This window comes from Eubacterium aggregans (assembly GCF_900107815.1).
Classification (GTDB): Bacteria; Bacillota; Clostridia; order Eubacteriales; family Eubacteriaceae; genus Eubacterium_O; species Eubacterium_O aggregans.
This window is the reverse complement of the sequence record NZ_FNRK01000038.1, coordinates 1-12,124: the sequence shown is the minus strand read 5'-3', so window position 1 is coordinate 12,124 and position 12,124 is coordinate 1. Positions and strand designations below refer to the sequence as shown.

Below are 12,124 nucleotides of genomic sequence, written 5' to 3'. Positions count from 1 at the left end.
AATTCTTCGTCATCCACCATGTCGGCTTTGTTTAAGAAGACGATGATGTAAGGCACACCAACCTGACGGGACAGGAGGATATGTTCACGGGTCTGAGGCATGGGGCCATCAGCAGCGGAAACAACCAGGATCGCACCGTCCATCTGAGCCGCACCGGTGATCATGTTTTTGACGTAGTCGGCATGGCCCGGGCAGTCCACATGAGCGTAGTGACGTTCAGGGGTTTCATATTCCACGTGAGCGGTGGAGATAGTGATCCCACGTTCTCTTTCTTCGGGAGCCTTATCGATGTTTTCGAAGGCAACCGCTTCACCAGAACCGTAACGCTTGTTTAACACGGAGGTGATTGCTGCGGTCAGAGTGGTTTTACCGTGGTCAACGTGACCAATGGTACCAATGTTAACATGGGGTTTGGATCTTTCAAATTTTTCTTTTGCCATTTTGAATAAAAACTCCTTAAAAATTGTTTTAGATTACGATGTCTTCATTATATATAAATGCCCTGTGGCTTTCAAGCCTTTTTTCAAAAGACTCACTAATAAAGTTTACAGCACCATCGTGTGGAAAACTCTGATTTTCAATTACTTTCGCTCACTCGTTTTATCAAGCGTCTCATCCGCGGACACCGTCAGTTTATTCCTTTCAATCTGGCGACTTCTCAGACGACTAGCGACCTCCTCACGGAGAAGGGTATAAAAGACAGAGCATAAAGGAATGGTAATAATCATCCCAACGATACCCCACCCATTGCCACCAATGGTCACAGCGACTAATACCCAAATTGAAGGTAATCCAACAGAGCCGCCAACCACATGGGGGTAAATCAGATTTCCTTCGAGTTGTTGAACTACCAGGAACAATACAATAAACCAAAACGCCTGAATCGGGCTATTCATTAGAATGAGGAAGGCCCCCAATACACAGCCGATAAAAGCTCCAAAAATGGGAATTAAGGATAAAAACCCAATCAAAACACTAATCATCAAAGCATACGGAAACCGGAAGATGCTCATCGTGATGAAGAACAGCCCCCCAATAATAACGGCCTCTGTACACTGCCCTGTCACAAAATTCCCAAAAGTTTTAGAGGAAAGATCGGTAATAAATAGCACACGATCCGCAACCTTTTCCGGTACATACGCATAGAGAATCTTGCGGAACTGCCGTCCCAATGTCTCCTTCTGAAACAAAGCATAAATAGCAAAAATTATACCAATAAAGAAGCTCAGAACTCCTCCAGCAATAGAGGTTGCTGCATCCACAGTACCGTCAAGGAAGGTTAAGACCCCCTTTTGGAGAAAGCCCAAAATACCTGCTTCAATATTGCTCCAATCCAAAGACAAATTTGTCAGAAAATTTGTGATGTCCGGGGATGTCCCCTGAATACTGTTGATCCACCCCTGAATCTCTTTAATAAAGGCTGGTCCAGCATCTTTAATGACAAGTACCGAATCGGTAAATTCAGGAACAATCAAAAATGATACAACGCAGAGAAGGAGGATAATGGCAAACAGCGCGAGCAATAAGGAAATCGGCCGTTTCATTTTCTGTAGGCGAGGCTTTCCAGCCATCCACCTTTTATTAAATAGGGCGTGCTCAAAAATAGCCATCGGAATATTGATAATAAAGGCCATGCACCCACCAATGATAAAAGGAAAGAACAAACCAATGGCCCAGGCAATGCCTTCGAGGACTGACCGATAATTCTGGAGGCCAGCCCAAAGCATCAAAGCAAGGACAATCAGCCCAATCATCGCCCGGGTATTATGCTTGTTAAATTCCATCTTAATAAGCCCTGGCAAAATAAGCCATTTGATGGGCCGGTTTACCACAGCAAACACAGGTGCCTTCACCAATGACTTCTTGTTCCTCTTCAAAGGGAATACACCGGATGGATGCCCCGGTTTCTTCTTTTACGCGGTCCTCACAGTCTCGGCTCCCACACCACATGGCCTTAATGAAGCCAGGGTTATCTGCCAAATTCTGCTTAAATTCCTCCATATCTCTTGCCTCAGAGGTTTTCGCTTCCCGCATGGCCAGAGCCTGGTCGTACATATTTTGTTGGATTGATTTCAGCAACTCTGATACAGCTCTATTCAATTCCTCAAGGGGAACAAAAACTTTTTCTCCCGTATCCCGACGAGCCAGGACACATTGTCCATTTTCAATATCCCGGGGTCCGATTTCCAGGCGGATGGGAACGCCCTTCATTTCCCATTGGTTAAACTTCCACCCTGGGGAATTATCACTATCGTCTAACTCGACCCTAAAAGCCTGTTCCAATTGTGCTTTTAATTCGTAAGCCTTATCCAATACCCCTTCTTTATGCTGGGCTACCGGAAGGATGACCACCTGAGTGGGGGCGATCATAGGTGGCAATACCAGTCCGTTATCATCCCCATGAACCATAATGATCCCCCCGATTAAGCGAGTAGAAATCCCCCAGGAGGTATGATAAGGATGGGTCTGCTCATTATTGCGATCAAGATAAGTAATATCGAAAGCCTCAGTAAAATGCTGTCCTAAGTTATGGGAGGTTCCGGATTGAAGGGCTTGTCCATCGTGCATCAGGGCTTCCATCGTATAGGTGGCCGATGCACCGGCAAACTTTTCCTTTTCACTTTTTTGGCCCACCACCATGGGAATAGCCATATAGTCCTCTGCAATTTCACGATAGATGCCCAACATCTGCATGGTTTCAGCCTGAGCTTCCTCTGCCGTTTCGTGAAGAGTGTGGCCTTCCTGCCAGAGAAACTCTGAAGTTCTCAGGAATGGTCGTGTTGTTTTTTCCCAACGAACAACCGAACACCATTGATTGTATAAAAAGGGCAGTTGGCGATAAGTATGCAGCCACTTTGAGTACATGCTACAAATAATGGTTTCTGAGGTCGGACGCACACACAGGGGCTCTGTCAGCTCTTTATCCCCACCTTTTGTGACCCACGCAACCTCTGGTGCAAAGCCTTCAACATGTTCGGCTTCCTTCTTCAATAGGCTTTCCGGAATCAGAAGAGGGAAATACATATTCTTATGCCCAGTGTCCTTAAAGCGTTTATCATAGGCCTTCTGAATGTTTTCCCAGATGGCATACCCATAAGGCCGGATCACCATAAAGCCCTTGACGGGTGAATAATCGCATAGTTCTGTCTTCGAGATAACATCAGTGTACCACTTTGCAAAGTCCTCTGAACGCGGTGTAATTTCTTTAACTTGGTTTTTTTGCTTTTTACCCATTTATTTGTATGAATTCCTTTCATCGATATGCTTTAATTTTATCATTATAGCATATCCTAAATGGTGTGGAAAGCAGTTTGCTCACTTCCCTTGTCACTAATCCTGGGATTTCACATAATCGACAATGGCATTTTTTCCCACTCGGTTAACACCAGAGTGCTCAACGTCAAATCCTGGATCCACAGGATAGCCCAGAACCTTTTCCATAACCGCTGCAACCCGGGGACGACAAAAGCTTCCCTGACAATATCCCATACCCGCTCTGGTCCGCCGCTTGACACCATCGATGGTGGTGACCGGTATCCCCCGGGACATGGCATCAATAATGGTTTCCTCAGTAACTTGTTCGCAGCGGCAAATGATTTTTTCAGGGGCAGAGGGCATGTCGATCCTGGCTTTAATTTCTTTAAAAGGCAGGAGTTCTTTTTTCTCAATAATAGGTTTTCGATAGGGATTAAAGGTTGGATCTTCTTTTAAATCGAGCCCGGTTTCACTAAGAAGTTCCACTACAAGGTCAGTAATGGCTGGAGAGGAGGTGAGCCCAGGAGATTGAATTCCCCCACAATTAATAAACCCTGGGATGTCAGTGGCTTCAATGACGAAATCATCGGTGGAGCTCACAGCCCGCACCCCCGTAAAGCTACGGATGAAGTTTCGAATATCCAGCTTTTCGGTGGTTTGCTTGGCTTCTTTAAAGATTTTAATGAGGCGTTCAGGGTGAGTATCCTTATCTGCCAGCTCTTCATTGACCGCATCGGGACCAATCAGGAGGTTCCCGTGATAGGTTGGGGTCACAAGGATACCCTTCCCCATTTTGGTGGGCATCTGGAAGAGGACATTATGCACCAGTGAGCCTGTTCCCCGGGCCATCAGCAGGTATTCACCACTGCGAGGCAGAATTCTAAAATCGTCCACCCCAACCATTTCTGAAATTTTGTCTGATTGAACCCCGCCAGCGTTCACCACATAATCAGCCTCGATGCGTCTGCCCTCGGTGCTATTCAGTACAAAGTGTCCCTCTGGTGCTTTTTCAATGCTTTCGATCTGGGTTTTTAAAGAAAGCTCCACACCATTTAAAATAGCGTTTTCTGCCATGGCAATGGCCATTTCGTAGGGGGAGCATACCCCGGCACCTTTGCAGTACAGGGCCGCTTTGACCTCAGGATTGACATTAGGCTCCATGGCCATGATGGCATCGTGATCAATAATTTCCAAGTCCTCAAGGCCATTGGCCAGGCCATTTTCATAAAGCTCCCTCAATTTAGGAAGCTGCTCGTCTTCGAAAGCCAATACCAAAGAGCCAATTTTTTCAAAGCCAAAATGCAGCTCTTCATTTAAACGATCAAATTGCATCCGTCCTTTATAACACAAACGGCCTTTAAGCTTCGCGTGGGGCTCTGCATAGCCCCCATGGACAATCGCAGAGTTCGCCTTCGTCGCCCCCATCGCCACATCATTTTCCTTTTCTAAGAGTGCTACTTTTAGTTGATAGCGACTGAGCGCCCGGGCGATAGAGGTGCCGATAATACCAGCACCTATAATTGCAACATCATATTTCATCTTTAGTCCTCACCTTCAGTTTTCCTTAATGATAATCCTAAGGGCTTAAAAACAGCATAAATTACGGAGTATTACGCGTTCTGCTCGCCTCATTTTTATGCTTCTGTTTTATATACAAAAAAGCGCATCCTCTGACGAGAATGCGTTTTCGATGGTTTGACTATTTAACTTCGACGGAACCGCCAACTTCTTCGATTTTAGCTTTGATTTCTTCAGCTTCTTCTTTCGTTGCGGCTTCTTTGATCGGCTTAGGACATTCGTCAACAACAGCTTTTGCTTCTTTTAAGCCTAAGCCAGTGATTTCACGGACAACCTTGATAACCTTGATCTTCTGGTCTCCAGCAGATGCCAGGATAACATCAAATTCAGTTTGTTCTTCTTCTGCGGCAGCAGCACCACCAGCAGCAGGAGCAGCAGCAACGGCAACAGGAGCAGCAGCACTAACACCGAATTCTTCTTCAAGAGCCTTAACTAATTCGGATAATTCCAGAACGGTTAAGCCTTTAACATCTTCAATTAACTGGGTTACTTTTTCACTCATTGTTATTTCCTCCAATAATGTTTGTTATTTTCTTTTTTGTTTTAGTCCACAAAGACCGTCTTATGCTTCTGCTTTCTGTTCAGCAATGGCATTAAGTGCCACAACCAAGCCTTTAAGGTTGGCATTAAGCACATTTGCAAAGCCCGCGATGGGAGCGTTGAGGCCACCCAGCACCTTTGCAACCAATTGTTCTCTTGGCGGCAGTTTTGCCAGTTCATCAACACCTGCAACATCCAGCACCCGGCCTTCAACCACACCAGCTTTAATTTCTAAAGCTTTATGATCTTTAGCAAAGTTACTGAATAATTTAGCAGCTGCGACAGGATCGGATTCACAGAAAGCAATACCAGTCGGTCCGACCAGGCTTTCCAGAAGTCCTTCTAAGCCAGCTTCTTTAGCGGCAAAACGCATCATGGAATTTTTATAGACCTTGTAGTCCACACCCTGATCACGGGCTTGTTTTCTAAGATCTGTGACTTCTTCCACATTAAGGCCACGGTAATCAACAACCACGGTACCCTGCGCGTTTTTCAGCTTGTCAGCAATTTCTTGAACAATGACTTGTTTTGCTTCAATATTCGGCATTCGTGCACCTCCTTCTTCTTTATTGTTCGGAGTGATAAACACCCCTTTGCAGTAGCTTGTTCCCAATCGTCTATCGCCTTTGGCTCAGACTCTTGGACAAGCCTTGCATAGGTGCTGTTGACCAAATCAAAGATTTGGACAGCACCAGAGAAGTATAAAGCTCTCTCCACCACGGTGAAGAGAGCTTGGAAATTTCGTAATATCTAAACTCTTACTTCAGCCTCGGTAGGATGTTTAAACGACTGTCCCTACTGTCTATGGATGAAAGAAGCTTTATACAACTTTATTTAGTTTAACATTTCCGATGTAACCCGTCAACTAGATTTTTGCTGGGTTGATTTTGACGCCAGGGCTCATGGTACTGGCGATGGTGACACTACGGAAATACTGACCTTTGGCTGCCGCTGGTTTTGCCTTTTTGATGGTTTCCAGCAGTGCACTCATGTTGTCAAGCAACTGTTCTTCGGTGAAGGAAGCCTTCCCGATAATAACGTGGATGATGTTGGTTTTATCCAGACGATATTCCACCTTACCAGCTTTAGTATCCTTAACAGCCTTTGCAATATCCGGCGTTACTGTACCGGATTTCGGGTTAGGCATCAGGCCCTTTGGCCCAAGAACACGCCCTAAACGGCCAACTTTCCCCATCATATCTGGGGTTGCAATGAGAACATCGAAGTCGAACCAGTTTTCTTTCTGAATCTTTTCAATGATTTCATCTTCGCCGAAGAAATCGGCACCAGCTTCTTCTGCTTCTTTGAGCTTGTCGCCCTTTGCGACGACTAACACACGGACGTCATTCCCTGTCCCATGGGGTAATACCATGGCACCACGGACCTGTTGGTCTGCATGGCGGGAATCAACACCTAGACGGATGTGGAGTTCGATACTTTCATCGAATTTTGCCGTCGCCATTTTTTTAGTCTGGGCGATGGCAGCATCCATATCGAACAGTTCTTGTCTGTCGTAGGATTTGACAGCGTCCTGATACTTCTTACCTCTTTTCATATTGCCTCCTTGTGGTGGTTATAGCGGATAGAAAATACTTTCCTCCCACTTAAGGTGTGGCTTTCGCCACGGGTGTACTATTTCTTCTTCCGAATTATTCTTCTACGGTGATGCCCATGCTACGAGCAGTACCAGCGACCATGCGCATGGCAGCTTCAACACTAGCAGCATTGAGATCGGGCATTTTTAAGGTTGCAATTTCGCGGATTTGATCCTGTGAAACTTTAGCAACCTTCGTTTTATTGGGCTCGCCAGAAGCTTTATCCACGCCAGCTGCTTTCTTAAGCAGAACAGCTGCCGGGGGAGTCTTCGTCACGAAGGTATAGGAGTGATCCTGATATACCGTGATGACGACAGGAATAATCATTCCTGCTTCATTTGCTGTTTTTGCGTTAAATTCCTTACAGAACCCCATGATGTTAACACCGTGTTGACCCAATGCAGGACCAACTGGTGGTGCGGGGGTGGCTTTTCCAGCCGGAATCTGTAATTTAATCAGTCCGATAACTTTTTTAGCCATACTAACACCTCCTTCATTTACTTAGTGAAGAATAGTTTTCCTTAAGTGTTCTTGATTTTTTCTATTTGTTCAAACTCCAGTTCAGTCGGGGTTTCCCGTCCAAACATGGAAATATTGACCTTAATTTTTGACCGTTCCATGTTGATTTCCTCAACAAGCCCGGCGAATCCTTCCAGCGGACCATCTACGACTTTGACCTCGTCTCCGACTTCCAAGTCAATTCTGACGGTCGCCTGCTTAATCCCCATGCTTTTGAGCTCAGCCTTGGATAAAGGCACAGGCTTACTGGCCGGTCCAACAAAGCCGGTAACGCCGCGGGTATTCCGCACGACATACCAAGATTCATCGGTCATAAACATCTCGACCATGACATAACCGGGGAAAAGCTTCTTTTCTTTGATGACCCGTTTGCCATCCTTCGTTTCCACGACCTCCTGCACGGGTACCTGAACCTGAAGGATCTGATCCTCCATATTGCGATTTTCAACCGTTGCTTCGATGCTGGCTTTTACCTTATTCTCATAACCGGAATAAGTGTGGGCCACGTACCACATCGGCTGATCGTTATTTTCATATTCCATAGTGTTCCTCAGTGCTATTTAGAGCCAATGAGCAAGGCCGCCAGCGCACCAAGTCCTGAGTCAACTACCCAGGTCATTAAAGTCATGATGGCTACGATCCCAGCGACAACCGATGTACTTTTCATCAGTTCATCACCAGTGAGCCAGCTGACCTTTTTGAGTTCCGCAAAGACACTTTTAATGAAATCAATGGCACGAACGAAAATGTTCGGCTTTTTATTCTTAGCGGTCTTTTTAGGTGCTTTATTGGCTTTGCTGTTTCCGTCTTTGGCTTTCTTATCCGCTGTCACTTCATTCTTTTCCTGTTTGACCACTTCTGGTGCCACAGTATTCTGCTTGGTGACATTGGACCGTTTCTGGCCTGACGGCTTGCCCTTTTTAGTCTTTTTCTTTGCAGCCATCTTTTTCCTCTTTTATCGACTGAAGCCAGTCTTACTTGGTTTCTCTGTGCAGCGTATGTTTCTTGCAGAAACGACAATATTTCTTTTCTTCCAAACGATCCGGATTATTCTTTTTATTCTTCATTGTATCATAGTTCCGTTGTTTGCATTCTGTACATGCTAAAGTAACTTTAACTCTCACGCCCAGCACCTCCTGTTACATTAATATCATTCATTATTTATAAACGAATCTTTACTTAAATTTGTTCACCGATACAGGATACCACATGAGATATCCCGCTGTCAACGGCACAATAAAAAAAGGCATAGGCTGCCTTTTCCTGACAATAAAATTATTATACCCGATTCTTTGTCTTTTTTCAAGATATTTTTTAAGGCTAAACATAAACCATCATAATTTTAATCCCAACTGATAGCAATCCGTGGTTCTCCCGTCAATTTCCACAATATCCGGGAATGTTCCCCATATTCTAAACCTAAATTTATGAGCTAGCCGGATACTCTTGAAATTATCTGCAAAGACGATAAGCATCAGATGCTTCAATCCTTCTTGACGGCTGATTTCAATAACATAGGCCATAAGGACCGATCCGATACCCTGGCTGTGAAAATCTGAATCGATATAATAGCTGAGTTCACAAGCCTTTCGAAACCCCTCACGGCCTGATCGATAAGCATTAATCGCCATCCAGCCCAGCACAAAGCCATCCTGCTCTGCTACGTAAATCGAATGGATCCCATCCTCATGATCCTTAAACCATTGCTTTCTCCCCTCCATGGTTACTGGCGTTAACAGTGCCGTCACCGCTCGCCCAGCGATTGCCATATTCAAGATATCCAAAATTCGCTGGTAGTCTTTTTTCTCAGCCTTTCGAATAATGACGTCATTTTTCTTTACTTTTGTCAAAAACCCAAGCCTACTTTCTCTCATTTTTGTTTTTAAATGCAATTATCACGGTTACGATGAAAAGAATACACACAAACCCCGTAATACCGATAACTGGAGAAAGAACAATCCCCAAAAGGGCGATGAGTACCGGTGTACACAATGCCAACAGGACTAATCCTCCCAAAAGGATGAGGTATTTTTTCCAGTCATCCACAGGGTTCTCCCCGATGATTAAAATAATGAAAAAGCGCCTGGGTCCCTAAATCCCCGTATCCCTCTTCTTCCAAACAGCGATACATGGCCAATACTTCTTTTAAGATTGGGAGTGACACCCCTTTCTTTTCCGATTCCTCCAGGCTAATGCCCAAGTCCTTAACCATATGTTTCAGGAAAAAGCCCGGGGCATCATCCCCCGCCACCATCTTTGGTCCGAGATTAGACATCTGCCAGCTACCGGCCGCCCCTGCTGAGATGCTCTCAAGCATCCGATTCAGATCCAGGCCCTCAGCTTTGCCATAGGCCAAGGCTTCACACACTCCAGAAATGGCCCCTGCAATGGCAATTTGGTTGGCCATTTTTGTATGCTGGCCCATTCCCGCCTCCCCTTCGTAGATGATATTGCTGCCCATGGCTTCAAAAATGGGCAGCATTTGCCTGAACACAGACTGATCTCCCCCAACCATAATCGAGAGTGTCCCTTTTTTTGCACCAATATCTCCCCCTGAAACCGGCGCGTCCAGAGCCGAAAGGCCCCGAGCTTTTGCGACAGTGTAAATCTTCTGGGATAAACTGGGACTCGTCGTTGTCATGTCAATCAGAATGGTCTCTGGGGTGGCCATGTCAATAATACCGCCTTCACCCAAATACACTCCCTCGACATCCTGAGGATAGCCAACCATGGTGATCACCACATCCTGATTTTGGGCACAGGCTCCAGCAGTTTTGGCCAAGCGTGCCCCAGCCTCAACAAGAGCCTCCGCCTTGGATTGGTGCCTGTTATAAACCGTCAGGCAATGTCCTGCATTCATTAAATTTTCTGCCATAGACTTTCCCATGACGCCAGTGCCTATAAATCCTATTTTCATCTGATTACCTGCTTCTAAAAGTATTTTGGTGAGCTATTATAGCATGATTATTGTCTCTTTGCCAACTTTTTTTCACAAAAATATAATCATCCCTTTTCGTTCATCTCGATGAATACTCTTTTAATCTTCCTTTGGTAAATTGAAGGACCGCTTCATAAATTTGTATAGGGACGATGGGCTTTGCTAAATGTCCATCCATTCCCGCCTCCATACTCTTCTTGACATCCTCAGAAAAAGCGTTCGCAGTCATTGCTACGATTGGAATAGACTTTGCTTGGGGGTGATTGCTTTCACGAATGGCTTTTGTCGCTCGATATCCATTCATTACAGGCATTTGTATATCCATCAAAATCATATCAAAGGTGCCGTCTTCACTCTTTAAAAAGGCCTCATATCCTGCCTGCCCATTATCAACCAGGGTAATCGTTGCATTTGCCTTTTGTAAAATACGCTGTATCACCCTTTGGTTAACAGCGTGATCTTCGCAAACGAGAATATGGGTGGCCGAAAGATCGTATGCTGTTAATGTTCGTTCTGGTGATGTCGGCAATGCTGCCCTCGGCTCACCTTTTGCAAAATGAAGAGGAAGCTCGATGACGAAGGTCGTTCCTACATTTTCTACACTATTCACCGAAATTGTTCCGCCCTTAAGGTCAATAATTGCTTTTGCAATGGAAAGTCCAAGACCCGTCCCTTCAATTTTTGCAGTCAAATCGCTCTCTCCACGAAAGAAGGGTTCAAATAAATGTTTTTGCTTTTCCGCACTAATCCCAATTCCCGTATCAGAAATTTCGAATCGATACCGCCCTATCCATGGAATATTTGACGAAAGCTCGGATACACGATAGGTAATGGTGCCACCATACGGCGTGTATTTAATAGCATTGGATAGAACATTGTCGATGGCACTGTGAATCCGGGCAACATCACCACTACAAGTATCATGTTCAATATCACAAAAAACCTCAAACTTTTGGTGCTTCTGTGCCGCCAAGAACTGATAGCTTTTTGCCGTTTCTTCAATCTGTTTTTTTACCGAAAATGGCTCCTCCAAAAAAACCATTTTCCCACTTTCGATACGACTCATTTCTAAAATGTTGTTAATCAAAGAAAGTAACAACTGGGATGAAGATTGGATTGTCCGTAAACTTTCATGTACCTGCTGCTCATCTGTTTCGTCTGCAATGGCAAGCTCGCACATGCCGACAATAGCGTTCATTGGCGTGCGGATATCGTGGCTCATAGACGCAAGAAAATCGGATTTTGCATTATTCGCTTGCTCTGCAACAATCAGCGCCTCTCGAAGACGATTGGCTTTTTCTTCTTCTTCATAAAGCAATTTTGTAACATCTGCCCTTGTCATGATATAGATGTCATTTTTGATATGATATTGTCAATAATAGTTGACAGATTTCCCTCAAGGATTCAGCGACCTTATGCAACATCCTGTAAGGACTGGTAATATTGCTGCCTCTTTATTACAGGTGGCACTCCACCAATCGATGAGCAGATTCTTCTGTTATTCCAGTAGCTCATGAAATATCTCCAGATTAAGACCTTCAATTCTTCGATGGTCATTTTTTCGGTATCATAGCGGTCATACAACAGTTCGGATTTCATCCGTGCCCACATACTTTCACATCTGGCGTTATCGTGGCAACGACCACCAGCCCTGTTCATGCTCTGCCTGACGTGAAATTTTTTGAGTGCTTTGCGATAG

16 protein-coding genes and 1 other annotated feature are annotated in these 12,124 nt (G+C 45.0%); all 16 genes read right to left on the bottom strand.

Going from position 1 to position 12,124, the window contains the following annotated elements:
- On the bottom strand, positions 1–440 hold a 440-nt coding region (locus tag BLW33_RS13315), incomplete at its 3' end, for a GTP-binding protein (RefSeq protein ID WP_143032657.1).
- Positions 441–581: 141 nt separating this feature from the next.
- Positions 582–1,754: an AI-2E family transporter gene (locus BLW33_RS13310; protein ID WP_207647845.1), complete on the bottom strand. Its 1,173-nt coding sequence runs from the start codon at positions 1,752–1,754 to the stop codon at positions 582–584.
- A 31-nt stretch (positions 1,755–1,785) separates the two neighbouring features.
- On the bottom strand, positions 1,786–3,234 hold the full coding sequence (gene proS / locus BLW33_RS13305) for a proline--tRNA ligase (protein ID WP_090309812.1): 1,449 nt from the start codon (positions 3,232–3,234) through the stop codon (positions 1,786–1,788).
- A 96-nt stretch (positions 3,235–3,330) separates the two neighbouring features.
- Positions 3,331–4,794, bottom strand: a complete 1,464-nt coding sequence (locus BLW33_RS13300) for an NAD(P)/FAD-dependent oxidoreductase (RefSeq protein WP_090309809.1) — start codon at positions 4,792–4,794, stop codon at positions 3,331–3,333.
- A 160-nt stretch (positions 4,795–4,954) separates the two neighbouring features.
- On the bottom strand, positions 4,955–5,335 hold the full coding sequence (rplL, locus tag BLW33_RS13295; protein WP_090243805.1) for a 50S ribosomal protein L7/L12: 381 nt from the start codon (positions 5,333–5,335) through the stop codon (positions 4,955–4,957).
- Between the two features lie 60 nt (positions 5,336–5,395).
- Positions 5,396–5,920 (bottom strand): 50S ribosomal protein L10, encoded by a 525-nt coding sequence (gene rplJ / locus BLW33_RS13290; protein WP_090243803.1) that lies wholly within the window; start codon positions 5,918–5,920, stop codon positions 5,396–5,398.
- Positions 5,921–6,064: 144 nt separating this feature from the next.
- Positions 6,065–6,199: a sequence feature (ribosomal protein L10 leader region), on the bottom strand.
- A gap of 39 nt (positions 6,200–6,238) precedes the next feature.
- Positions 6,239–6,928 (bottom strand): 50S ribosomal protein L1, encoded by a 690-nt coding sequence (gene rplA, locus BLW33_RS13285; RefSeq protein WP_090243801.1) that lies wholly within the window; start codon positions 6,926–6,928, stop codon positions 6,239–6,241.
- Between the two features lie 94 nt (positions 6,929–7,022).
- Positions 7,023–7,448: a 50S ribosomal protein L11 gene (gene rplK, locus BLW33_RS13280; protein ID WP_090309806.1), complete on the bottom strand. Its 426-nt coding sequence runs from the start codon at positions 7,446–7,448 to the stop codon at positions 7,023–7,025.
- 41 nt (positions 7,449–7,489) lie between these two features.
- Positions 7,490–8,029, bottom strand: coding sequence for a transcription termination/antitermination protein NusG (gene nusG / locus BLW33_RS13275; protein WP_090243797.1), 540 nt, complete (start codon positions 8,027–8,029; stop codon positions 7,490–7,492).
- 14 nt (positions 8,030–8,043) lie between these two features.
- Positions 8,044–8,430 (bottom strand): preprotein translocase subunit SecE, encoded by a 387-nt coding sequence (secE, locus tag BLW33_RS13270; RefSeq protein ID WP_090309805.1) that lies wholly within the window; start codon positions 8,428–8,430, stop codon positions 8,044–8,046.
- 31 nt (positions 8,431–8,461) lie between these two features.
- The gene (rpmG, locus tag BLW33_RS13265; RefSeq protein WP_090243793.1) at positions 8,462–8,611 is read right to left on the bottom strand and encodes a 50S ribosomal protein L33; all 150 of its coding nucleotides are present in this window, start codon (positions 8,609–8,611) and stop codon (positions 8,462–8,464) included.
- Positions 8,612–8,821: 210 nt separating this feature from the next.
- Entirely contained in the window at positions 8,822–9,337 is a 516-nt protein-coding gene (locus BLW33_RS13260; protein ID WP_242911690.1) for a GNAT family N-acetyltransferase, read from the bottom strand.
- A 10-nt stretch (positions 9,338–9,347) separates the two neighbouring features.
- Positions 9,348–9,533 carry a hypothetical protein gene (locus BLW33_RS13255; protein WP_090309800.1) on the bottom strand — a complete coding sequence of 62 codons (186 nt, stop codon included), beginning with the start codon at positions 9,531–9,533 and terminating at the stop codon, positions 9,348–9,350.
- Positions 9,526–10,428: an NAD(P)-dependent oxidoreductase gene (locus BLW33_RS13250; protein ID WP_341456161.1), complete on the bottom strand. Its 903-nt coding sequence runs from the start codon at positions 10,426–10,428 to the stop codon at positions 9,526–9,528. Before BLW33_RS13250 ends, BLW33_RS13255 begins: the two co-directional genes overlap by 8 nt.
- A 76-nt stretch (positions 10,429–10,504) precedes the next feature.
- Positions 10,505–11,767, bottom strand: a complete 1,263-nt coding sequence (locus BLW33_RS13245; protein WP_090309794.1) for a hybrid sensor histidine kinase/response regulator — start codon at positions 11,765–11,767, stop codon at positions 10,505–10,507.
- A gap of 71 nt (positions 11,768–11,838) precedes the next feature.
- On the bottom strand, positions 11,839–12,124 hold a 286-nt coding region (locus tag BLW33_RS13240; protein ID WP_143032655.1), incomplete at its 5' end, for an integrase core domain-containing protein.

Bases quoted from the DNA above. Each gene is read 5' to 3' on its own strand.
- BLW33_RS13310 (WP_207647845.1), bottom strand. From the start codon at position 1,754: ATGATTGGGCTGATTGTCCTTGCTTTGATGCTTTGGGCTGGCCTCCAG.
- proS (WP_090309812.1), bottom strand. From the start codon at position 3,234: ATGGGTAAAAAGCAAAAAAACCAAGTTAAAGAAATTACACCGCGTTCA.
- BLW33_RS13300 (WP_090309809.1), bottom strand. From the start codon at position 4,794: ATGAAATATGATGTTGCAATTATAGGTGCTGGTATTATCGGCACCTCT.
- rplL (WP_090243805.1), bottom strand. From the start codon at position 5,335: ATGAGTGAAAAAGTAACCCAGTTAATTGAAGATGTTAAAGGCTTAACC.
- rplJ (WP_090243803.1), bottom strand. From the start codon at position 5,920: ATGCCGAATATTGAAGCAAAACAAGTCATTGTTCAAGAAATTGCTGAC.
- rplA (WP_090243801.1), bottom strand. From the start codon at position 6,928: ATGAAAAGAGGTAAGAAGTATCAGGACGCTGTCAAATCCTACGACAGA.
- rplK (WP_090309806.1), bottom strand. From the start codon at position 7,448: ATGGCTAAAAAAGTTATCGGACTGATTAAATTACAGATTCCGGCTGGA.
- nusG (WP_090243797.1), bottom strand. From the start codon at position 8,029: ATGGAATATGAAAATAACGATCAGCCGATGTGGTACGTGGCCCACACT.
- secE (WP_090309805.1), bottom strand. From the start codon at position 8,430: ATGGCTGCAAAGAAAAAGACTAAAAAGGGCAAGCCGTCAGGCCAGAAA.
- BLW33_RS13245 (WP_090309794.1), bottom strand. From the start codon at position 11,767: ATGACAAGGGCAGATGTTACAAAATTGCTTTATGAAGAAGAAGAAAAA.